This is a genomic window from Flavobacterium caseinilyticum (assembly GCF_004349085.1).
Classification (GTDB): domain Bacteria; phylum Bacteroidota; class Bacteroidia; order Flavobacteriales; family Flavobacteriaceae; genus Flavobacterium; species Flavobacterium caseinilyticum.
This window is the reverse complement of sequence record NZ_SMFM01000012.1, coordinates 25,935-50,308: the sequence shown is the minus strand read 5'-3', so window position 1 is coordinate 50,308 and position 24,374 is coordinate 25,935. Positions and strand designations below refer to the sequence as shown.

The following is a 24,374-nucleotide window of genomic DNA, read 5'->3' as shown; positions in this document are numbered from 1 at the left end:
AATGAAATCGCAGATTCACAAACACCAAAATAAAAATACAATCATGAGTAAAAACACAATAGTTACAATAATGGCAATAGTATTCCTTTCTTCATGTGGAGACAAGAAAACTGAAAGCCAAACAGAAGCCACTCCAACTATCGAAAACACGACAACACTTACCGATGCACAAATAAAAAATGCAGGTATTGAAACGGGGAAAATAGAGCAAAAAGAAATTTCATCTACCTTAAAATTAAATGGAAAAATAGATGTACCGCCTCAAAATTTAGTTTCCATAAGTGTGCCGATGGGTGGTTATTTAAAATACACCAAACTTTTAGAGGGAATGTATGTAACCAAAGGACAAGTATTGTGCGTTGTAGAAGACCAGCAATACATTCAACTACAAGAAGATTACCTTTTGGCGAAAGCAAAAATAGGGTATGCAAAAGCCGAATTCGAAAGACAAAAAGAACTCAACCGAAGCAAAGCTAGCAGCGATAAAGTATATCAACAAGCACAATCAGAATACAACTCACTATCGGTAATGGTACAATCGTATGGCGAGAAATTAAAATTCGCAGGGATAAATCCAAGTAATGTTTCTACAAAGAACATTTCAAAAAGCATCAATATTTATTCGCCAATAAGCGGTTATATTTCTAAAGTCAATGTAAATATTGGCAAGTATGTAAACCCAAGCGATATTTTATTCGAGATTGTTAATCCTTTGGATATTCATTTGGCATTGACCGTTTTTGAAAAAGACATCAATAAATTGACTATTGGCCAATCAGTTATATCCTATACAAATACCAATCCTGAAAAAAAATATCTTGGCAAAATTATTTTAATCGGTAAGGATTTTTCCGAAAACAGAAGCACTGAAATGCATTGCCATTTTACAAATTACGACAAAGCACTTTTACCAGGAATGTATATGAATGCCGAAATAGAATTAAAAAGTCAGCAATCAAATGTATTGCCATCTGATGCTATAGTGAATTATGAAAACAAGAATTATATTTTTGTTGCCAAACAAAACAAACAATTTGAAATGAAAGAAATTAGAATTGGAACAGCTGAAAATGGGTTTACAGAAATTCTTTCAGACGATTTGAATGAGGCGACTATTGTGATTAAAGGTGCTTATTCACTTTTGATGAAAATGAAAAATGTAGAAGAATAAAAACGTAAATTTACAGTATGGACAGAAAAGAGTTTTTAAAATCAAGTACATTGTTTGGCGCAGCTGCATTAGTGCTTCCCACTACAAATGCGTTTCCCAAAAATTTAGCTGACAATTCAATTGATAAATTAGTAGATGTCAATGGTAATTATATTCAACAGACCTTACCCTATAGCGAAAGTTTTTTAGAACCCTATATGGATGCTGAAACCTTACATCTACATTATACTTTTCATCACGGTGGAGCAGTAAAAGGAGCGAACAAGGATTTGCAAATGATAAAAAAAGCGTTGGACGATAATAATTTGGAAACTGTAGATCTCTGGACGAAGAAATTATCCTATCATTTTTCATCACATATCTTGCATTCCATATTTTGGACAAACCTAACTAATAAAAAAACAGCACCACAAGGCGAGTTGCTAAAGCGAATAGAGAAAAATTTTGGGAGTTTCGATAAACTTAAAATCTTAATTGCTGCTACCGCAAAAAATGTAGATGGCAATGGTTGGGGAATTTTGGCATATCAGCCATACAGCAATAGTTTGGTGATTTTACAATGCGAAAACCATGAAAAACTAACACAATGGGGTGCCATTCCTTTATTGGTTATTGATGTTTGGGAACACGCCTATTATTTAAAATACAAAAATAAACGAACCGATTTCGTGGATGCTTTGTTTAATATTATTAATTGGGATAATGTAGCATTACGATTGAATGATGCGTTAAAATTGACATTATAAAATTTTGAAATTAGGATATCAGGACAAATGAGAAAATGACTCATTTGTTCGGTTCTTTTATTCATTAAATCGTTGTTAATCAAAATAAATATTATTTTCAATCACATTTATTCTTGGGGTTCGATACTCATTTTCATCAAAAAGCAATGCATTTTTCTGTATTTAAATTATTACAATTGGTTCAAGAAAACGTTTAGGACACTATTAGTAAAAAATATTAAATTAGCGTTAAACTGCAAAAATATTAAATAAACTTTTTGGACTATCATAAAATTACTTAATTTTGATTTTCAAAACATGAATTACATCATTCAATTTAAACAAGTTAATTCAATAATTTACTTAAAAAATGGCTTAAAATTGTCATGTTGAGTTTTGTGGCAAAATCGTGGCACATTAGTTTATAAGTAGTTGAAAATGCAGTATAGGCACGGGTTCCAGCTTATTGGTTCGAATCCTGCTCTCCCCACAAAACTCTTCAAGAAATTGAAGAGTTTTTTTTTTGGACCAATTTAAATTGCTTTTACTGTAAAAAAAATCGAGCACAACCTAGACTCGTGATATTGTCTAAATTGTGCTCGATTTAAAAATTAAAGAAACTAAAGTAATTTCTAGCCTCAATACTAATTGTCTTTTCTTCTTTTTCTTTCTGCTTTTATCATAGACAACTCACGACTCGTTTGTCCCGCCACAGAAGTATTTTCCTCAGCACGACGAATTAAATACGGCATCACATCTTTTACAGGTCCGAATGGTAAATATTTAGCGACGTTGTAACGATGAGCGGCTAAATTATAACTGATATTATCACTCATTCCATATAATTGTCCAAACCAAATTCTGTCATCGTTGGTTTTAATGCCTTTTTCTTGCATCAGTTCCATCAATTTGTACGTACTTAATTCGTTGTGCGTTCCCGCGAAAATAGCCATTGTATCTAAATGCGCAACCATATATAGAACCGCAGCGTCATAATTTTCATCTGTGTCTTCTTTTGAAGCGCATATTGGCGATGAATATCCCTTTTCGTTAGCACGAACAATTTCTTTTTCCATGTAAGCACCTCGCACTAGTTTCATTCCTATGAAGAATCCGTCTGATTTGGCCTGTTCGTGCAATTTTTTTAAGTAATCCAAACGATCCCATCGGTACATTTGCAACGTATTGAACACAATGGCTTTTTCTTTGTTGTATTTTCGCATCATTTCTGTCACTAAATCATCTGCAGCATCTTGCATCCAACTTTCTTCGCCATCAATAAGTAAAGCGACATTCTTTTTATGTGCTTCACTGCATACTAAATCAAAACGCGCCACTACTCTATTCCATTCGGATTGTTCTTCTGGCGTCAAGGTTTGTTTCTCTCCTAATTTCTCATACAATTCAAAACGGCCGAAACCCGTTGGTTTAAAAACGGCAAAAGGGATCGCCTGACGCTCTTTGGCAAATTCGATGGTTTTTAAAGTCATTTCCAGCGCCGCATCAAATTGCTCTTCCTCTTCTTTCCCTTCCACAGAATAGTCCAAGACGGAAGAAACTCCTTTCGTATACATTTTATCAACTACCGATAAACAATCCACTTCATTTACGCCACCACAAAAATGGTCAAAAACAGTAGCGCGAATCAAACCTTCAACAGGAAGATTGGCTTTTAAGGCAAAATTAGTAACAGCAGTTCCTATGCGAACTAAAGGTTGATTTGCGATCATTTTGAAAAGAAAATAAGCCCTATCCAATTCGGTATCACTTTTTAACGCAAAGGCAACTTGTGTATTATCAAATATTTTTTCCATCCCTATGATTTTTTGAACAAATATAGACAGAGTTTTGAATATTATTTAGCAAAAATTACCTTATTTTGCGGATTCAATTAATACATAACGATGCAGTCAATTCAAGCCAATAGTTATCCGATACATTTTAATGAAAAAGGATATGAAGCATTAAACCTTCATTTAAAAGAAAACAAATACTCCAACCTATTTATAATTGTAGACAGCAATACTAATGAGTTTTGCTTGCCTATTTTTCTTCCTTATCTGGAAACTGATCTTACGATTGAAATCATAGAATTTGATGCCGGTGAAGAAAATAAAAACATTGAGACTTGCGTCCAAATATGGAATGTACTCACGGAACTTGGCGCTGACCGAAAAAGTCTTATAATTAATCTGGGCGGCGGAGTTGTTACTGATTTAGGCGGATTTGTTGCTTCAACATTCAAGCGTGGGGTAGATTTTATACATATTCCAACTACGCTATTATCAATGGTTGATGCTTCTGTAGGAGGTAAAAACGGGGTGGATTTAGGGAATTTAAAAAACCAAATAGGTGTCATCAATGTACCAAATATGGTCCTTATTGACACTCAATACTTAGAAACGGTGCCGCAAAACGAAATGCGTTCCGGTCTTGCCGAAATGCTGAAACACGGTTTGATCTATGATAAAGAATATTGGGAGCAATTTTTAGATTTAAATGCTATAGATTTTGCTGATTTTGACGCATTAATTTACCGTTCGGTTGAAATAAAAAATGATATTGTCCTTCAAGATCCTACCGAAAAAAATATAAGAAAAGCACTGAATTTTGGTCATACTTTAGGACATGCCATTGAAAGCTACTTTTTGGAAAATGAAAATAAAACTACTTTACTGCACGGAGAAGCCATTGCCGTTGGGATGATCTTGGAAAGTTTTATTTCATTGGATAAAAAACTAATCACTAAAGAAGAATATTCTGAGATAAAAACCTGTATCAAGTCTATATATGACGACATCATTTTTGAAGAAAATGACATTGAACCAATCTTGGAATTACTGATTCACGACAAGAAAAATGAGTATGGCAACATTCAGTTTGCATTGATTGAAGGTATCGGAAAAATAATAATTAATCAATCGGTTGAAAATGAATTAATTCTTCAGGCGTTTCTGGATTATAAATCTTAATTATTTTTTATAAAAAGGATTGCATTGCGTATATAATATTTTTTACATTTGCACCGATGAAAAAAAGTCAAAACAAGCCAAATTATAGTTCCAGTAAAACCCGAAACAATATTTCTTTTTTAAGGATATTGAAGCGGTTTTATTCGATTAAAGGAAACTTTAGTTTTGACATTTTCCAATACTTAAAAGCAGACCACGAGAAGCTTCAGATCGTATATGCAAATATTCGGGTTTGAATTATAGGTTACTTTATTTTACAATATTTTAATCTATAATCAAGACATCTAATGAATACAAAATATTCTGATTTAATTAATCAAACCTACTATTTTCCACAAGAAGAATTTACATTAAACAAAGATAACCTTCAGTTTCACAATATCGATTTGATGAAACTGGTGGAGCAATATGGTACGCCTTTAAAATTCACGTACTTACCTCAGATTTCCAACAACATCAACAAAGCCAAAAGTTGGTTTCGTAAGTCGATGGAAAAAAACAAGTATGAGGCAAAATATTACTACTGTTACTGCACAAAAAGTTCGCATTTTGAATACATTATGAACGAAGCGTTCAAGAATAACATTCATATTGAAACATCTTCTGCTTTTGACATTAATATTGTTGAAAATCTTTTGGCAAACGGCAAAATCAATAAAAGTACGTATGTAATTTGTAATGGTTTCAAAAGGGACCAATACATCGACAATATTGCACGACTGATCAATAATGGTCATAAAAACACCATTCCAATTATTGATAATTTTGAAGAACTTGACTTGCTTCAGGGACAAATAAAAAGCAAATTCAAAATTGGAATTCGTATTGCGGCCGAAGAAGAACCTAAATTTGAGTTTTACACTTCCAGATTAGGAATTGGATACAAAAATATTGTTCCGTTTTACAAGAGAGAAATCAAGGAAAATAAAAAATTGGAACTGAAAATGTTGCACTTTTTTATCAATACAGGAATTAATGACAATGCCTATTACTGGAATGAATTAGTAAAATGTATCAAGGTATACGTGGCATTAAAAAAAGAATGTCCTTCTCTTGACGGATTAAATATTGGTGGTGGTTTTCCAATAAAAAACTCATTGGCATTTGAATACGATTATCAATACATGATTGACGAAATCATCAATCAAATTAAAATAGCTTGTGATGAAGCCGAAGTTGATGTTCCAAATATTTTTACTGAATTTGGTTCCTATACTGTAGGCGAAAGTGGTGGAGCAATCTATCAGATTTTGTATCAAAAACAACAAAATGACAGAGAAAAGTGGAATATGATTGACTCTTCTTTTATCACTACTTTACCGGATACTTGGGCAATCAACAAACGTTTTATCATGCTGGCAGTCAATCGCTGGAACGATACATACGAGCGGGTTTTGTTAGGCGGAATGACCTGTGATAGCGATGATTATTACAATTCCGAACAAAATATGAATGCTATTTATTTGCCAAAATACAATAAAGAAAAACCATTGTATATTGGATTCTTTAATACAGGAGCTTATCAGGAAACCATCGGTGGATATGGTGGTTTGCACCACTGCTTGATTCCGCAACCGAAACATATATTGATTGACAGAGACGAAAACGGTATATTAGCCACGGAAGTTTTCTCTGAACAACAAACCTCTGAAGAGGTTTTGAAAATATTAGGTTACGACAAAAAATAAATTAACAACTATTCAATTATTCAATATAAAAATTCGTTAAATTTGAGATTATAATTTTAACGTTTTGACTTTTAAGTATTTAAATTTTAAAAAATGAGCAAAGGACCAATCAGTCAGTTTATTGAAAAGCATTATTTGCATTTCAACTCTGCATCTTTAGTTGACGCAGCTAAGGCATACGAAGAACAATTAGCCAATGGTGCAAAAATGATGGTGAGCATGGCTGGAGCTATGAGTACTGCCGAGATTGGAAAAATATTTTCTGAAATTATTCGTCAGGACAAAGTACATATCATTTCATGTACTGGAGCAAATCTAGAAGAAGACATCATGAATTTAGTTGCTCATTCTCATTATGAAAGAGTTCCCAATTATCGTGATTTGACTCCGCAAGACGAATGGGATTTATTGGAAAGAGGTCTAAACCGTGTAACTGATACTTGTATTCCGGAACATGAAGCTTTCCGTCGTTTGCAAAAGCATATTTACAAAATCTGGAAAGATGCTGATGATAAAGGCGAAAGATATTTTCCGCATGAGTTTATGTACAAAATGTTACTTTCAGGTGTTCTTGAAGAATATTATGAAATTGACTTAAAAGACAGTTGGATGTATGCAGCTGCTGAGAAAAATTTACCCATTATTGTACCGGGATGGGAAGATAGCACAATGGGAAATATTTTTGCATCGTACGTAATTAAAGGAGATTTGAAAGCTTCTACAATGAAATCCGGTATCGAATATATGGTTTTCTTATCGGATTGGTATCCGAAAAACAGTACAAAAGGTGTCGGTTTCTTCCAAATTGGTGGTGGTATTGCGGGAGATTTTCCAATATGCGTGGTACCAATGTTATACCAGGACATGGAAATGCATGACATTCCTTTCTGGAGTTATTTCTGTCAGATTTCAGATTCAACAACCAGTTATGGTTCGTATTCTGGAGCGGTGCCAAATGAAAAAATTACTTGGGGGAAATTAGACATTAAAACTCCTAAGTTTATTATTGAGTCGGATGCTACCATAGTAGCACCTTTAATTTTCGCTTATTTATTAGATCTATAGAATATTTTTATGAAAAGAGTAATTGTTGATTACGCAAAACTTACCAATGAAATTTTAAACCTATTGGTTGATAAATTTCCAGATGGTTATGATGATTCAAACATTATTAGTTTTAGAAACGCTAAAAATGAATTGGTGGAAGCGGTTGAAGTACGAACTGACGATACTATTTATTTAGTAAAAGTGAGCACTAAACTTGCGGACAGAATTGAGAATTATGATGAAGATGATGAAATCCTTATCGATGAAGTAGTTGAACCTATCAAAGGTCTGGATTTAGACGATGACATTGATGACGACGACGAAGACGACGCCATCGACAAACCGGATTCTGATTCAGGAGATGATGAGGACGACGAAGATGCTGATGAAAAAGATTACGCAGACGAAGACGATGACGAAGATGAGGATTAATTAATCCCGTTTTAATATATTTATAAAAAGGAACTCATTCACGAGTTCCTTTTTTTATAACTTTAGACTTCTAAATATACGCCACAATGACTCATCAAATTTTATATGCCAAACTCAAAGAAAACTTTGGTTTTGAAAAATTCAGACCCAACCAGGAAGAAATAATAAATTGTGTTCTCTCTGGGCAAGATACATTGGCCATTATGCCAACAGGTGGCGGGAAATCAATATGTTTTCAATTACCAGCATTACTGTTTCCAGGGATTACAATCGTAATTTCCCCACTTATTGCTTTGATGAAAGATCAAGTCGATGGCTTGAAAGCAAACGGAATTGAAGCCTGTTTTATCAACAGCAGTCAAACCGAGGACGAACGTCAATTTTATATCGAAAGCTTAAAATCAAATGCAATTAAATTGGTTTATATCGCCCCAGAAAGTTTGTCTTTTCTGGACAATATTTTCAATAGTTTGATCATAAGCCTTATTGCCATTGATGAAGCTCATTGCATTTCATCTTGGGGACATGATTTCCGACCAGCCTATACAAATCTTGGATATCTAAAAAACCGCTTTCCTTCTACTCCAATCTTAGCTTTAACTGCAACCGCTGATAAAGCTACACGTAAGGATATTAGCGAACAATTAAATCTGAAAAATCCAAAACTATTTGTAGCATCTTTTGATCGAAAAAATTTGAGTTTAGAAGTACGACCCGCTTTGGACAGAGTCAAACAAATAATAGATTTCATCCAAGAAAAACCAAACGAATCCGGGATTGTATATTGCTTGAGCAGAAAAACAACCGAAGAATTATCCGAAAAATTGCAAAAAATAGGCATTAGTGCTAAGGCTTATCACGCCGGTTTAGACAATAAAATTCGCTCGAAAACACAAGATGAATTTATCAATGATGATTGCAAAGTAGTATGTGCAACCATTGCTTTTGGGATGGGAATTGATAAATCTAATGTGCGTTGGGTGATTCACTACAACTTGCCGAAAAACATTGAAGGTTATTATCAGGAAATTGGTCGTGCAGGTCGCGATGGTTTACCATCAGAAACCGTATTGTTCGAAAGTTATGGTGATGTGATTCAATTGCAAAAATTTGCTTCTCAAGGTTTAAATGCCGAAGTACAACTGGCCAAACTGGAGCGAATGAAACAATATGCCGATGCGCTGAGTTGTCGTAGGAAGATATTGCTCTCCTATTTTGGCGAACTTGTAACAGAAAATTGTGGAAATTGTGATATCTGTAAAAATCCGCCGCTTTTTTTCGATGGAACCATAATTGCTCAAAAAGCATTATCGGCAATTATTCGGTTACAAGAAACCGAACCACTGCCTGTAATTATTGACTTTTTACGCGGTTCTAAAAATGCTTATATTTATGAAAAAGAATACCAAAACCTGAAAACATATAGTGTTGGTGCTGATATTTCCTGGTATGACTGGAATCAATATTTAATACAATTGATAAATCTTGGGTACTGTGAAATTGCTTTTCATAAACAAAATAAAATCCGACTTACTTCGTTAGCTAAAAAAGTATTGTTTGAAGGCGAAAAAGTACAACTGACCACGGTTCAGAAAATAAATATTGAGAAACAAGAAATTAAAGAAACAAAAAGCAGATCAGTAGCTAATTCGCTTTTTGAAACTTTACGAAAATTACGTTATGAAATTTCAAAAGAAGAATCCGTTCCTGCTTATGTAATTTTCAGTGATGCGGCTTTACGCCAAATGGAAACCGAAAGACCAATGAGTGATACCGAATTACTAGCAATTGATGGTGTTGGTAAGGCAAAACTGGAAAAGTATGGCGATGCTTTTATAAATGCAATTATTGATTTTCAAAAATCAAAAGTTGTCAGAAAAAAGAAAGAAGCCACTACTTATAAAGAAACATTGGAACTTTATAAAAACGGATTGACTGTTGAGGAAATTGCTCAAAAAAGAAAATTAGGATTAAGTACGATTATGTCCCATTTAGCGAAACTGTATGTTGACGGTGCGGACATAGATTTAGAATCGTTTATCTCAAAAGAAGAAGTTTCACAAATTGCAGAAGCGCAAATAAAACTGGAATCACCAAATGCCTTAAAACCCTATTTTGATTATTTTGAAGAAAAAATAGATTATGGAAAAATCCGATTGGCATTGGCAGTATTAGAAAAAGAAAATGCAGTACTTTAATTCATTTAAATGATACAATCCTTTCCTCCTTTTGTAAATTCTGAAACCAAAATTTTGATTTTGGGAACTATGCCCGGCATTGCATCACTGGAAAAACAGGAATACTATGCGCACAAAAGAAATCATTTTTGGAAAATAATGCACATGTTGTTAGATAATTTACCGATGTTTGAAATCTTCGAAGTAAAAATACAAATGCTCCAAGCGAACAACATTGGGCTTTGGGATGTTTTAGAAAATTGCGACAGAAAAGGAAGTTTGGACATTCATATCAAAAATCAAAAGGAAAATGATTTTGAAACATTATTCAAAGAATTCCCCGGAATCACTACAATCATTTTTAACGGAAAAGAAAGCCATAAATACTTTCTGAAAAAATTTGGACAAATAAAAGGCATCACGTACTATGTGATGCCTTCCACTAGTCCTGCAAATACTATGTCTTTTGAAAACAAGCTAAAAATTTGGTCAGCCGGTTTTCAATAAATTATAAATACCTTTCCTGAAAAACCTTTTGATGGTGTTTTTGATGTCCAATCATAATAAAACCGATCGCACGAACTGATACAGCTGCATTCGAAGCAGTCCCAACTCTCTTTAATTGTTCTTGAGATAAACTTTTGAAAAGAAACAAATTCGAATGTCGCACGGCTGATAATTCAGTTAGCAAATCCTGAATACTTCTATTGGCAGCTTCAGTATTATTTACATAATCATTTTCATCAAATCCTGGTAAAGGTGTTTGGTCATTTCGGGAAATACGCAACGCACGATACGCAAAAATACGCTCGGTATCTATGACATGCTGAATAATTTCTTTGATATCCCACTTCCCTTCTGCATATCTATAATCAAATTTATCCATTGGGATATTTTGAACAAAACGGATAAAATCATGTAATGAAATTTCTAATTCTTCAATCAAATTTACTTCTCCCAAAGCGTTTATATAAGGAGCATAATAGGAAGCATATTCGTTTGCCGGCAATTCTGTTGACTTCATTTTTTATCGTTTAAGCGGAGTTTCTGCTCGCATTTGTATTTCCAAAAAGAGAACGAGTTACTATTTTTTCGTACACTTTTATTAAAGCTTCATCTGGTTGCGCTTCTTTGTTTAACTCGTTAATTCGCAATAAAGCATATTGTTGTATTGTCAACAATGGCAATACAATACGCTCTCTTATTTGTATAGATGCTTTACCATCAGGATAGTTTTCCATTAGTTCTTTATGACCGGCAATTTTCAAAAGTAATCGTTTTGTTTCTAAAAATTCGTCATAAATAATTTGCCAAAAAGCACCAAATTGCGGGTCTTTTTTCATGTAAGCTGTCAGTGGAAAAAATGATTTAGCCAATGACATCATACTATTTTCTAACAAGGTTTTAAAGAACAATGAATTATCGTATAAGTCCTGAACTTTACTCCATTGATTTGTGTCTTCAAAATGTTTTAACGCGGTACCTACACCAAAAAATCCGGGTACATTTTGCTTCAATTGACTCCAGGAACCCACAAAAGGAATCGCACGTAAATCAGCAAAATCTAAATGTTCTGATTTACTTCTTTTGGACGGTCGGCTTCCAATATTCGTTTTAGCGTAATATTTCAACGTGCTCATTTGTTCCAAATAAGGAATAAATTTTGGGTGGTTTTTAAAGCTCAAATACTTTTCATAACCAAATCCTGCCAATTTATCCAATATATTTTTTTCGTCCAAAGTCAATTCATTTTGTCCTTTGCTAAAAACCTGATTGGTGACACCTGCACTTAATAAATTCTCTAAGTTATAACGACAAGAATCTAAAGTTCCAAAATTAGAACTAATCGTTTGCCCTTGTACTGTAACCTGAATTTCATTGTTTTCAATATTTGGGCCCAATGAAGCATAGAATTTATGTGTTTTTCCACCACCACGGGCTGGAGGTCCACCACGACCATCAAAGAAAATTGCTTTTACACCATATTTCCTGGAAATTGCAGTAAGTTCTTCTTTAGCCTTATAAATACTCCAATTCGCCATTAAATAGCCTCCGTCTTTTGTACCGTCAGAGAAACCCAACATGATTGTTTGTTTATTATTTCTATTCGTCAAATGTGCTGAATAAGCAGGATTTGTGTATAATTTTTCCATGATTTCATGCGCATTCTGCAAATCATCAACCGATTCAAAAAGCGGAATTATATCTACAGGAGGATTTTCCCAATTACTCAAACGGAATAACGCAAAAGTTTCCATCACATTTAGCGCGCTTTCATTATTACTTATAATATATCGGTTTGCACCAAATTCTCCATTATTTTCCTGAATTGTTTTAATTGCCTGAATAGATTCAATCGTCAAACGTGTCATCTCATTTGAAAATGATGCAGGATCCAGATTTCCGTTGGTTTTTGACAATACAGTAAATTTGTCTTCTTCTGATAATTCAAAATAGTTATTAGGAAAAACTGAGGCATCTGTTTTTAAATAAAAATCTACTATATCTTTGAATACTGAATCATGAATTTTACTGTTCTGACGAATATCTAAAGATGCGAAATGAAATCCAAATAAATTGACTTTTATCAATAGCGCATCCAACTCATCTAAATATAACGATTGATGCTGATCAATAATTATCTGTTTTATTTTACTCAATTGCGATTTAAATTCGTCAAGAGTAATGAAAATTTCTCCTTTAGAATAAAAAACAGACCTATAAAGTTTTTGTTCCAGTTCCGTAACCAAAGTATCAACCCCTGAGAATGTTAGCTTTCTTTTTAAATTTCGCATTTCGATGTAATAACATTTCAAAATCGAAGTTCGCAAACGTTCTGCTACTTTCAAAGTTATTTCAGTAGTCACAAATGGATTTCCATCACGGTCGCCTCCAGGCCAAAATCCAAGCTTAATCAATGGATTATTTATGGAATTTCCGTTAAAAAGATTCTTTTGCAGGTACTGCACCATTTCGCCGGAAGTTTGGTAAAAAACGTTTTCCAAATACCAAATTAAACTTACCGCTTCATCATAGGGATTTGGTTTTTCGTTTTGAATAAAAGGAGTCTTACCTAATTGAGCCAGCAATTGCTTAATATTCAGTAGATTATTATCTCGAATTGCATCTGTCAAATCATTGATAATTCCAAGAACCGCACCTGGGTAAAACTGCGTAGGATGTGCAGTCAAAACCGTTCTTACATTGAAATCTTCCAAAAATTCAATCAACTCTTCTTCCTTGTCTTCTGCATCTGATTTTTCTTTGATATCCCTCAAGGAACCTATCCCTTCCATGTTGTTGATCGCAGGAAATGCGGCATCTTCAATAGCATCAAACAATACAATTTGACGTTCGATATATTGTATAAAACGAAACATAATATCAATTTTCTCTGACTCAGAAGCATTGTGCAAATATCTATTGGCAAAAAAATCTACAATCTCTTTTGGAGTCTCTTGTTTTTTAAATCCTGTATCGCATATATCTGTAAACAAAGGAAGCAAAGCACCAGTATTGTCTATGGAGTGAAATGGCAACGTGATAAAAACACTATTGTAAATATGGTATTTAGAGAGAACATCTTGATTGAACTGTTCAATTTTAGGTAGTGTATACATAGTCTAGTTGTAGTTGGTTTAGTTATGTTTTCATAAAAAAACCCCAAGAATTAACTTGAGGTTATATTTATATATAGCGCATTCAAGGTAATTACATATTTTTGAAAATAGTATGCATCAAGCGCTTCTTGTCATTTATGCTTTCCTCCAGTGAGATCATTGTTTCTGTTCTGTAAACGCCATCAATATCATCGATCATAAAGATAACATCTTTTGCATGCTTTGTATCTTTAGCTCTAATTTTACAAAAAATATTAAATTTCCCTGTAGTTACTGAAGCTACCGTTACAAATGGAATTTCGTTGATACGTTCCAAAACAAATTTTGTTTGAGAAGTATTGTTTAGAAAAACACCTACATAAGCGATAAAAGAGTATCCCAATTTATCATAATCAAGAACTAATGACGATCCCATGATAATTCCGGCATCCTCCATTTTTTTAACTCTGACATGAACAGTTCCTGCAGAAATCAATAATTTTTTTGCAATATCCGTAAATGGAACTCTTGTGTTGTCTATCAACATATCTAAAATCTGGTGATCTACTTCATCTAAACGAAATTTACTCATAACTCTTAAATTAATATTATTAATTGCTTTAACAAAGTATAAAAATATACATAAAAACAATAAAAAGACAAAAATATTATATTTTTATCATTCCGTTAACAACTTTTATGTTATTATCTAAATAAAAATCGGCTTTTTGGTTTAATTTAGGAATTGAATCAAAATCATCTTTATAAAGTGCTCCTTCAGCATCGTATTCAAAATGACCCAAATAATTCTCTAAATCGCCTATCTGTGAAACATAGGCATTAAAACAAATCTGATTTTCAATTAACTCTTCTCTGTATTGTGCTGCAAAATTGGTGATTATTTCGATACCATCATAATTTATTTTGATGTTTTTATAAATAAAATCATAAAAAACGACTTTATTTTGAGGAATATTCAAATATTTGTCAATTCCGTTGCTAACTATAACGTTTTCGTCAATTGTGATAAAACTCGAGATCAAAGCCATAAAAACGTATTTGCGCGTTTTCTCTCTTTGATAATCATTTTCGAAATGACCTGCTTCGAACAATATTGTTGGTACTCCCAAATGTTGAAATGTATCTCCGATGCAATTTATATTAAACGAATCATCAAAACGTCCAATTTGATTGGGTAAATATTGCTGAAGCACCTCATTTATGCTCGCAATCAAATTGATAGCTTTCAATCGGGGCTCGTTTATTTCCCGTTCTTCATTATAAGACGGCGCTAAAAATGACAGTGTTGCCGGCTTCCCGGTATCACTTACGCCAAAAATTGTACGCTGATCATGAAGATTAAAGCAATAATCCGGTTTAAAAGACTCAAAAGTCGCTCTTAGCGCCTTACTTTCTGGTTGCGTCAATGCTTGCGAATCGCGATTTAAATCTACTTTATTGGCATTTTCTCTGGTATATAATGTTGCGCCATCAGGATTCAACATTGGAATACTGCAAAAAGTAAATGTATTGAGTAATTTTTGTGCCAATTCAGAGCCGCTCTGCAATACATTCAGAAAGTCAAACAATGCTTTTGTAGTTGTACTTTCATTTCCATGCATTTGGGACCAAAGGAAAATTCTAGTTTTACCTTCTCCTATTTCAAACGAATAAATTGACTTTCCAAGAACTGATTTCCCAATAATTTGAAGTTGATTATTGGTGTTTAATTTTTGCAATAACGGCTCAATAGAATCCAAAGTGATGTAACGACCGTGAATGGTTTCTTCTTTATATTGACTAAATAATTGTTCTAAATTCATGCTGTTTTATTTGATTTACAAAAGTAAACATCTTTATATTTACATTTGTAAACTGATTTGATTTGATTTATTTCAATGATGTAAACACTTAAACACAGCAAACTATGTAGATATGCATTCCTATAAATGACAAATGTCACTGATTTATTTATTAATATTTAAATATATATTTATCAGTACTTTAAGTATATTCATATTTAATAAAACTTTAATAAAAAACATTAATTATAAGTAATTTACAGTTGTAATTTAGGTATTTAACTTGATTTTAATTACATTTGTAAATAGGTAGTTTTCAATACTAATTTACAATGGTAAACACAGAAGATTTTATAAAAAGATTAGAAATTATACTGGATTATTACAGCTTGAATGCTTCTTCTTTTGCCGATAAAATTGGCGTTCAGCGCTCCAGTTTGTCTCACCTACTGTCAGGAAGAAACAAACCCAGCTTGGACTTTATCCTTAAAATATTAGAGGTTTTTCCTGATGTTGATTTGTATTGGATATTGAACGGAAAAGGAACTTTTCCAAAAAATTCAGACCAGTTATATAAAACAGATAACAGCGTTCAGCAAGTTGCAAAACAAAATATTCCTATTCCATCGAATCCCGAAACAATTTCTGAGAACTTATTTTCCGAAATAAAAACTTCGCCTGTGATCCCAGCTTTGGAAATAAATAAAAGAGAAAATCAAAATAGCATCAAAGAATCAGGTTCTGATGCCATAGATAAAATTGTGATTTTTTATAAAAATGGAACTTTTAAAAGTTATGTTCCCGATTAAAAATAGAGAACCCCAATTCAGATTTCTAAATTGGGGTTCTCTTACATTATTTTCTTGTTTCAGTTTTTCAATAAGAAACTGAATTTATTGTTTACATTATTATTTATTCAAATGAATATCCGTTTTCCGGGATTTTACCTTTTACACCCAAATAATGTTTCCTCAAAATCTTCATATCACTTTCGAGATCTCCAGAAGGTAAAACCGGATTTCCTAAATTTACTTCTTTTCTTCCAAAATCAAATGTGACAGGGATTATAGGAACATTTGCTTTAAACGCGATATAATAAAATCCTGTTTTTAGTTCGGTAACTTTTTCGCGGGTTCCTTCTGGAGCGACAGCCAAACGAAAAATTTCCTTCCTTTGAAAAATAGCCGCAATAGAATCGACTTTGTTCAAACCTCCAGAACGATCCAGTGGTTCTCCGCCCATATATCTAAAATAAAATCCGAAAGGAAAACGAAACAATTCTTTTTTACCCACCCAGTTCATTTCTAATCCGGTTATTCCTCTGGTAAAAATTCCCAAATAAAAATCGTGCGCACTCGTATGCGGCATTACCATCATTACACATTTTTTGATATTAGCATCAATTCCTCCAACTATTTTCCAGCCCATGAGTTTGAAAAATATCCACTTATAAAATTGTTTTTTCATTCTTTCTTATTTAGTACAAAATAAATAATTTAAATCTGATTTTTGAGCAAAACCGCCACCAATGATAAAAAAATATTCAGTTATCGCATTCCAATAAAATTTATAAAGAAAAAACTACTTGGAATAAATCGATTAAGGTGAAAAGGTAAAAAACAAATGGATTTCATTTGTAAAATTATTTTTCTTTAAAATTTGTGTGTATTTATATTTTTTTATAAAAATAAGGGAATTAGAATTTTAACTACATCTAAAATATTCTGCAATAAATACTGATATAGCGAGTATGTAAACTAGATCAATATGGAGAAAATAGACGTAAACCAAAATAATTTTTTCAAAAAAAAGATGATGAATCATATCCGTTTTATTCAACTTTAGTTTTCTATTACTTTTTACTAATTAACTGATTATTATTGTTTTAACAAAAAATAAACGATTAAAAATTATTTTTTTTTATTTAAATTTATTATATTTAATTAAATATGAATCGTGGTTAAAAAGATAGAATTAATGTATGTTCATTTATAACTTAAATAAGAAAATCATGAAGACAATACTGGTACCCACAGACTTTTCATCAAATGCAAATAACGCATTAAAATATGCAAATGCTTTTGCTCAAGCGACAAACAACAAAATAGTTTTGCTACACACTCATATTCCAATATTAGGAAACTACAATAGGATTCCTGGAATAGTTGCCGAAGAAAATGAGAGAGTCAAAATAGAGAGTCAAAAAAAATTAGAAAAATTGTGTAATAAATATGTAGAAGGACCTTCTGATTACTTTGTTTCGGTAGGCGACACGATTTTAGACGTACCCAAAAAAATCAAATTTAATTTAATTATTATGGGAACTCATGGCGCAACTGGGTTAAGCAGAATATTGTTTGGCAGTAATACTTCTGGTGTAATCTCAAAATCTACCGTTCCTGTCCTTGCGATTCCGCAGCGTTATCGTTTCAGAAAAATAGAGACCATCGTTTATGCTTCCGACTTAAAAAACACTTTTAATGAACTGAAATATATTATTCCAATAGCAAAACAATTAGACGCCACCATTGAAATATTGAATTTGAATTATGAATACGGTAATACTGATGATGAGAATCAAGTAATAGAAAGAAAAATTAAATCCCTTAGTTATAAAAAAATTAGATTTATTGAAAAAGAAGCTACCCTTGCTAGGTCGATAGCCGAACAACTAAAAAAATATTTAGTAAAACATAAACCTGAAATTTTGGTTATGTTTCCTGAAGAAAAATCCTGGTTTTCTAAAATTTTTACCAGTAGTAAAACTGAATATTTGGCAAATCAATTAAAAGTACCATTGCTATCAATCAGAAAAACAATAGTACAACAAAAATAAACACTTTTAAATAATTGACATTTAAATGGTTATTCAATAATTATTCAAGCTAAACTTTTTTTTAATCCGCGAATTAAAATTATATGTAGCTAAATAGCTATCAGTTATAAAATTATTTAAAATAATTGAGAACTATGAAAAGTATAAAAAATAATTTCGATGCAATTCAAAGATTTTCCGCTCACTTTTAAACAAGTTCCAGAAATCTCTGATCCTATTTTAAGACGATAAGTTGCGCATCAGTATTGTAATGGAAAACAATAGAAGTGAGTAAGTAGGTTGAATAATTTTTATTAACAATTTAAAAACGAAAAAATGAACACATCAATTATTTATAGCATCATCTTCATTGTCGTCTTTATTTTCTTTGCTGGAATCAGAATAATCAGGCCCACACAAAGAGGATTGATAGAACGTCTGGGTAAGTATAAAAAGTTCGCTCATCCCGGATTTCACTGGATAATTCCAATCATTGACCGTTTGTTTTTTGTAAATATAACCGAACAAATGGTCGATGCCGAACCACAAGAAATCATAACCAATGACAACCTTAATGCTCGTGTGGATGCCGTAGTTTATTTTAAAGTTTTGGAGGAAGAAGAAAATGTAAAAAGCTCTCAATATCATGTGTTTGATTACAAATCACAAATTGTAAACCTTTCACGGACCACACTCCGAAATATCATTGGAACACTTACACTAAAATCCGCCAACAGTGAAAGAAACAAGATAAATTCTGAGTTTCATCGAACATTATCGGACGAAACAAAAAACTGGGGAATTATTATCGTTCGTACGGAATTAAAGGAGATTGACCCACCAAAAGACGTGCAGGAAACAATGAACAAGGTGGTAAAAGCCGAGAACGAAAAAATTGCTGCCGTGGATTATGCTACTGCAGCAGAAACTGTTGCCGATGGTGTGAAGCGTGCCAAAATAAAAGAAGCCGAAGGCGTAAAAAAATCTAAAATACTGAATGCCGAGGGCGAAGCCGAGGCAATCAAATTAGTAAACGAAGCTGCCGATAAATATTTCACGGGCAATGCACAATTATTCAAAAAATTGGAAACCGTTGAAGTGTCATTAAAATCAAATGCAAAAATTGTAGTTCCAGCCGGAACAGAATTGGTAAATATAATTGGAGAAATGGCAGGAGTGGTACCGTTAAAATAAACTAAATGAATTTAACGATTGAAAATATTCTATTAGTTGGTTCTCTGTTGCTTTTTGTAAGCATAATTGTAGGTAAAACTTCTTATAAATTTGGAGTCCCAACTTTATTACTCTTTTTGGCAATAGGAATGTTAGCAGGTTCTGAAGGCATTATAGGCATCCACTTTGACGACCCTCAAACTGCGCAATTCATTGGTATTGTTGCCCTTAATTTTATTTTATTTTCAGGGGGACTTGACACTAATTGGTCTTCAGTAAAACCCATTCTTCGGGAAGGAATTGTTCTCTCTACGTTAGGCGTTTTGCTTACAGCAATTTCACTTGGCATTTTTGTTTGGTTCGTTACCGACTTTACCATTTATGAAAGTATGTTGTTGGGTTCTATTGTATCTTCCACAGACGCAGCTGCGGTATTTTCAATTTTACGTTCAAAAGGACTTACTTTGAAAACAAATCTCAGACCTACTTTAGAATTAGAAACCGGAAGTAACGACCCAACCGCTTATGTGCTGACCATTGCATTTCTGACACTAGTAATTAACAAAGACCTCAGTGTGATTTCTATTATTCCTCTATTTTTTCAACAAATGATTTTCGGCGCAATTGCAGGTTTTGGTTTTGGCAGGCTAAGCAAATTCATCATCAACAGTATCAAACTCGATTATGAAGGTCTTTATCCTGTGCTAGTCATCGCGCTAATGTTTATTACATTTTCGGCAACCGATTTTATAGGTGGCAATGGTTTTCTTGCCATATATATTTGTGCGGTTTATTTAGGCAATCAAGACCTTATACACAAAAAAACCATCTTTAAAATGTACGACGGCTTAGCGTGGCTTATGCAAATCGTTTTGTTTCTCACTTTGGGCCTACTTGTTTTCCCTTCTCAAGTCTTTCCATATATGGGCATTGGATTACTTATTTCATTATTCCTGATTGTTGTTGCCCGGCCAGTAAGCGTTTTCTTAAGTTTGATTTTTTTTAAAATGAGATTAAGAAGGCGTTTCTATATTTCTTGGGTCGGTTTGCGCGGGGCTGTTCCAATCGTGTTTGCAACGTACCCATTACTAGCAGGAATTGAAAAAGCCCATATGATATTTAATATTGTATTTTTTATTTCAGTTACCTCTGTTCTAATTCAGGGAACAACACTACCACTTGTTGCAAAATGGCTGAATGTTGCTTTGCCAGAAAAAATTAAACCTTTTTCTGATATTGAAAGTATTATTTCAAATATTCCTAAATCTACGTTGCAGGAAATCGAAATTTTACCAGACTTCTTTGCCGTAAACAAAAGAATTGTTGATTTAAGTTTTCCAAAATCCGCGTTTATTGTTATGATTAAACGAAATGGCGAATATATAAGACCAGGCGGTTCTACGGTAATTGAAGCTAAAGACACGTTAATGGTTCTTGGTGATGATCAAAAGGTTTTCACCAAAGTAAATGACAGCCTAGACAAAAAATTTCATCCACAAAAATCTTAATGCTATGAAAAAACGATTTATAATACTTATAGACTTTTCAGAATATTCAGGCAACTTATTAAAATACGCCTGCGATTGGAACAAACACGTAAATGCTGAACTTCTATTAGTTCATCAAACCACAGTACTGGCACCAGTATTTACTGACTATGACCGCAAAAAAAGCATCGCTGAACAAGGCAATGACGAAGCATTACAAAAATTAAAAGCACTAGCTAAGAGATTAATTCCACCAACTGTTAAAGTATCTTATTGCGTTTCGGAAAGTAATCTGGAAATAACTTTGCCCAAGTTATTAGAAGAAGCCTACGAAAATTTAATCTTTGTTGGTCTTAAAGGAACAGGATTTTTAAAAAAGATATTTATCGGAAGCGTGGCATTAGAGGTAATTGACAACATAAAAAGTATTGTAGTTGCAATGCCGAGAGAAATAGCCACTTTTTCTCACGAAAAAATATTTGTTGCAGTGACAGAAAAACACCCCTTGAATTTATTAGAACTTAATAATTTTTTGGAATTAATCGACAAAAAAAACACAAGAATAACCTTTTTCTACTTGTCCAAACCGAATGAAAAAACAATAGGGACAGAAAAACTGCTTAGAGATTTATCTGAATTGTTTGCCGAAAGATTTACTACAACTTTTGCAATTTACGAAGGCAGCAATCCATTTGATGATATTAAGAAAGTAATAAACAATAAAATTGATGAAATGCTGATTGTTCAAAAAGGGTCACGCCATTTGACAGACCAGCTTTTCAGAAAATTCCTGATTAACGAATTAGTCTATGAAGGGCAGACTCCCCTAGTTATTTTACCGTAAAAAGTACAAATTGAGACAGACCTCGAAAGAGAAATGCGCGTACAAAAGTAATTATTGAAAATTCACTAAAACTTTCATTACAATAATATTTTTTCAAAAATATAGAAATCCTTCTTCTCCAATAATTACAATCTGAAGAATATCTATTTGCAAAATTGTTTTTATTTGATATAAAAGAAATAATTAAAATCTTATTTTTGGATAAAACCGCAACCAATGATTAAAAAAATATTCAGTTATCTAATTCCGATAAAAATTTATGAAACAAAATCTTCTTTAAGTAAATCGATTGAAGTGACTTGGACAAATGGTGAATTGGTTTTAGATTCTAAAAATGCCAATTATTCGTATGGCAGTTTGCAACGCATTTTAAGATTTGGATTAAAAAACATTGGCTATGAAAAGATAGTTCCGATGAAGCATATTTTAGTTCTGGGAGTTGCCGGTGGAAGCGTTATCAAAACATTGGTTGATGAAATAAAATACAAAGGAAAAATTACCGGAGTTGAAATTGACCCTGAAATAATTAAAATAGCCAATACATATTTTAAATTAGACGAAGTAAAAAATCTCGAAATTGTAATTGATGATGCTTTCGAATTTGTTTTGAAAACCAAAACCAAATACGATTTAATTATTATTGATATTTTTCAGGATACAACAATGCCAAATTTTCTATTTGAAACCTTTTTCATCAACAGAATTTGCTTTCTTTTGAAAAGTCATGGTTTTATTCTTTTCAATACGATGCTATTGGATGAAAGCCAAAATCTAAGAAATAAAAAATACGTATCCGAGTTTTTCAAAAGTGAATTTAAAATTAAAACAATTCCTAGAGTTGAAGTTCACAATGAGTTGATCGTGATCGAAAAATTGGATTAAATTTTGATGGAAATATGTTATTTCTAAATTTATAATCCTATTGTATTAAAGCAACGCAATTATTTTGTACTCTTACACAGCCCTCTTTAATAAGTTGCTGGAATGAAAAAAATATTAAAAAAACTTCTTCTCGGAAAAACGTCAAAGGGCGCTCAACCTAAATTTAATCCCATTCAAAAACGGATACAGAATATTCAATCCATTTGGAATAATGATCATCATGAAGACAATGGTATCGAAAAAATAGTGCGATTATTTCTTGCCTCTTCTCAATTACTTTTCCCTGGAATTTACATAAAATATTTGGCCAGCAAGAAAGGAGTCGAATATCAGGATTTAGCATTGGATTTCTATGTTTTAGCCAAAGTAATTTTTCCAATTGTGATTTTGATAAACCATTGGCAAAGTCATCAATGGCTCATCTGGATTCTTATTTATGTTTTTCTGGAAACCGTTTTGTACATTCCAACATTGATTTTTGCTTCTGATCGATTTTCCAAACCGCGATCATACAGAAGATCGATGTTATTGCTTTTATTTAATTATTTAGAGATTGCATTTGGATATGCCGTCTTTTATTCCGTTGGCAGTTACTTGAACAAACCCTTCTTTCATTGGTTTGATGCGGTTTATTTTAGTATAATGACCTCCTCTACTGTTGGGTATGGAGATTATTATCCAATTACTACAGTCGGGAAATTTCTGGTCAGTACACAAGCGTTAGTGTTTCTGTTTTTTATTTTCCTTTTCTTAAATTTCTTTTCCGCCAAACTAAAACCGAAAGGCTATTTTGACCATGAAAATCTAGAGTAAATTACAACATCTTTCTTGCTTTTTCTAAATCTTCCGGAGTATCAATCCCAATTCCAACATGAGTGGTTTCGACCATCTTGATTCGTTTTCCAAATTCCAGATATCGTAATTGCTCCAGTTTTTCGGATGCTTCCAAAGATTTCATTGGTAAATGGTAAAAATCTAACAATGCCTGTTTTCTAAAAGCATAAATTCCGATATGTTGAAAATAACGAACGCCCACATTTTTCTCTCTTGCATACGGAATTACCGAACGTGAAAAGTACAAAGCAAATCCGTTTTGATCCACCACCACTTTTACATTATTGGGATTATGAATTTCGTCTTCATTTTTTATCTCGCGCATCAAAGAAGCCAAATCGACTTGCTGAGTAGCGTCATGTCTGAAAATTTCGATAAGTTTTGCCAAAGGTTCTGCATCGATAAAAGGTTCGTCTCCCTGCACATTAACCACAACAGACACATCCAGGTGTTCAATCGCTTCTGCAATTCGGTCGCTTCCTGATTCGTGTTCCTTGATGCTGCGAATGGCTTTTCCACCATTAGAAATTATTTCATCATAAATTAAATCTGAATCGGTCACGACAAAAACATCATCAAATAATTTTGTGTTTATCGCGGATTCATAAGTTCTTAAAATAACTGTTTTACTTCCTAAATCCTGCATCAGTTTAGCGGGAAATCGTGTGGAAGCGTAACGGGCGGGAATAACGGCTATTATTTTCATTACTTTTATATTTTTTGGAA

Annotated in this window: 22 protein-coding genes; 15 read left to right on the top strand and 7 right to left on the bottom strand. The window is 32.8% G+C overall.

Features of this window, described 5'->3' with window-relative positions; genetic code table 11:
• The first annotated feature begins 43 nt into the window (after positions 1-43).
• Together E0F89_RS16395 and E0F89_RS16390 are read left to right on the top strand one after the other, a co-directional pair.
• Entirely contained in the window at positions 44-1,171 is a 1,128-nt protein-coding gene (locus E0F89_RS16395; protein WP_113634621.1) for an efflux RND transporter periplasmic adaptor subunit, read from the top strand.
• Between the two features lie 17 nt (positions 1,172-1,188).
• Complete coding sequence (locus E0F89_RS16390) at positions 1,189-1,917, top strand: superoxide dismutase (RefSeq protein WP_113634469.1); 729 nt, start codon at positions 1,189-1,191, stop codon at positions 1,915-1,917.
• A gap of 623 nt (positions 1,918-2,540) precedes the next feature.
• Here E0F89_RS16390 and E0F89_RS16385 read toward each other — a convergent pair.
• Positions 2,541-3,710: a proline dehydrogenase family protein gene (locus E0F89_RS16385; RefSeq protein WP_131910811.1), complete on the bottom strand. Its 1,170-nt coding sequence runs from the start codon at positions 3,708-3,710 to the stop codon at positions 2,541-2,543.
• A gap of 90 nt (positions 3,711-3,800) precedes the next feature.
• Here E0F89_RS16385 and aroB point away from each other — a divergent pair, with 90 nt between their 5' ends.
• The 6 genes from aroB (at position 3,801) to E0F89_RS16355 (ending at position 10,719) form a co-directional block, all read left to right on the top strand.
• A complete protein-coding gene (aroB, locus tag E0F89_RS16380) occupies positions 3,801-4,868 on the top strand; it encodes a 3-dehydroquinate synthase (protein WP_131910810.1) in 1,068 nt (355 codons plus the stop codon).
• A gap of 287 nt (positions 4,869-5,155) precedes the next feature.
• Positions 5,156-6,556: a type III PLP-dependent enzyme domain-containing protein gene (locus tag E0F89_RS16375; RefSeq protein ID WP_131910809.1), complete on the top strand. Its 1,401-nt coding sequence runs from the start codon at positions 5,156-5,158 to the stop codon at positions 6,554-6,556.
• A gap of 93 nt (positions 6,557-6,649) precedes the next feature.
• Positions 6,650-7,621, top strand: a complete 972-nt coding sequence (locus E0F89_RS16370; RefSeq protein ID WP_131910808.1) for a deoxyhypusine synthase family protein — start codon at positions 6,650-6,652, stop codon at positions 7,619-7,621.
• Between the two features lie 9 nt (positions 7,622-7,630).
• The gene (locus E0F89_RS16365) at positions 7,631-8,035 is read left to right on the top strand and encodes a DNA primase (RefSeq protein WP_131910807.1); all 405 of its coding nucleotides are present in this window, start codon (positions 7,631-7,633) and stop codon (positions 8,033-8,035) included.
• An 86-nt stretch (positions 8,036-8,121) separates the two neighbouring features.
• Positions 8,122-10,233, top strand: coding sequence for a DNA helicase RecQ (gene recQ, locus E0F89_RS16360; protein ID WP_131910806.1), 2,112 nt, complete (start codon positions 8,122-8,124; stop codon positions 10,231-10,233).
• A gap of 9 nt (positions 10,234-10,242) precedes the next feature.
• Complete coding sequence (locus E0F89_RS16355) at positions 10,243-10,719, top strand: DNA-deoxyinosine glycosylase (protein WP_131910805.1); 477 nt, start codon at positions 10,243-10,245, stop codon at positions 10,717-10,719.
• 1 nt (position 10,720) lies between these two features.
• Here E0F89_RS16355 and E0F89_RS16350 read toward each other — a convergent pair whose 3' ends face one another.
• The 4 genes from E0F89_RS16350 to E0F89_RS16335 all read right to left on the bottom strand — a co-directional run bounded on the left by E0F89_RS16350 (position 10,721) and on the right by E0F89_RS16335 (position 15,634).
• Positions 10,721-11,236: a DinB family protein gene (locus E0F89_RS16350; protein ID WP_131910804.1), complete on the bottom strand. Its 516-nt coding sequence runs from the start codon at positions 11,234-11,236 to the stop codon at positions 10,721-10,723.
• Positions 11,237-11,246: 10 nt separating this feature from the next.
• Entirely contained in the window at positions 11,247-13,832 is a 2,586-nt protein-coding gene (locus E0F89_RS16345) for a phosphoenolpyruvate carboxylase (protein WP_131910803.1), read from the bottom strand.
• 91 nt (positions 13,833-13,923) lie between these two features.
• On the bottom strand, positions 13,924-14,403 hold the full coding sequence (locus E0F89_RS16340; protein ID WP_072943262.1) for an Lrp/AsnC family transcriptional regulator: 480 nt from the start codon (positions 14,401-14,403) through the stop codon (positions 13,924-13,926).
• A gap of 76 nt (positions 14,404-14,479) precedes the next feature.
• Positions 14,480-15,634, bottom strand: coding sequence for a M14 family metallopeptidase (locus tag E0F89_RS16335; RefSeq protein WP_131910802.1), 1,155 nt, complete (start codon positions 15,632-15,634; stop codon positions 14,480-14,482).
• A gap of 311 nt (positions 15,635-15,945) precedes the next feature.
• Here E0F89_RS16335 and E0F89_RS16330 point away from each other — a divergent pair, with 311 nt between their 5' ends.
• On the top strand, positions 15,946-16,422 hold the full coding sequence (locus E0F89_RS16330) for a helix-turn-helix domain-containing protein (protein ID WP_131910801.1): 477 nt from the start codon (positions 15,946-15,948) through the stop codon (positions 16,420-16,422).
• Between the two features lie 103 nt (positions 16,423-16,525).
• Here E0F89_RS16330 and E0F89_RS16325 read toward each other — a convergent pair whose 3' ends face one another.
• A complete protein-coding gene (locus E0F89_RS16325; RefSeq protein WP_131910800.1) occupies positions 16,526-17,080 on the bottom strand; it encodes a 1-acyl-sn-glycerol-3-phosphate acyltransferase in 555 nt (184 codons plus the stop codon).
• 544 nt (positions 17,081-17,624) lie between these two features.
• Here E0F89_RS16325 and E0F89_RS16320 point away from each other — a divergent pair.
• From E0F89_RS16320 to E0F89_RS16295, 6 genes are all read left to right on the top strand, one after another.
• Entirely contained in the window at positions 17,625-18,449 is an 825-nt protein-coding gene (locus E0F89_RS16320; RefSeq protein ID WP_165930059.1) for a universal stress protein, read from the top strand.
• Positions 18,450-18,764: 315 nt separating this feature from the next.
• Complete coding sequence (locus E0F89_RS16315) at positions 18,765-19,622, top strand: SPFH domain-containing protein (protein ID WP_131910798.1); 858 nt, start codon at positions 18,765-18,767, stop codon at positions 19,620-19,622.
• A gap of 5 nt (positions 19,623-19,627) precedes the next feature.
• Positions 19,628-21,109: a potassium/proton antiporter gene (locus E0F89_RS16310; protein WP_131910797.1), complete on the top strand. Its 1,482-nt coding sequence runs from the start codon at positions 19,628-19,630 to the stop codon at positions 21,107-21,109.
• Between the two features lie 4 nt (positions 21,110-21,113).
• Positions 21,114-21,932, top strand: coding sequence for a universal stress protein (locus E0F89_RS16305; protein ID WP_131910796.1), 819 nt, complete (start codon positions 21,114-21,116; stop codon positions 21,930-21,932).
• Between the two features lie 216 nt (positions 21,933-22,148).
• Positions 22,149-22,814 carry a spermidine synthase gene (locus E0F89_RS16300; protein WP_131910795.1) on the top strand — a complete coding sequence of 222 codons (666 nt, stop codon included), beginning with the start codon at positions 22,149-22,151 and terminating at the stop codon, positions 22,812-22,814.
• 102 nt (positions 22,815-22,916) lie between these two features.
• Entirely contained in the window at positions 22,917-23,627 is a 711-nt protein-coding gene (locus tag E0F89_RS16295; RefSeq protein WP_131910794.1) for a potassium channel family protein, read from the top strand.
• 1 nt (position 23,628) lies between these two features.
• On the opposite strand, the gene kdsB is transcribed toward E0F89_RS16295, so the two are convergent.
• Positions 23,629-24,354 carry a 3-deoxy-manno-octulosonate cytidylyltransferase gene (kdsB, locus tag E0F89_RS16290; RefSeq protein ID WP_131910793.1) on the bottom strand — a complete coding sequence of 242 codons (726 nt, stop codon included), beginning with the start codon at positions 24,352-24,354 and terminating at the stop codon, positions 23,629-23,631.
• Positions 24,355-24,374: the final 20 nt, after the last annotated feature.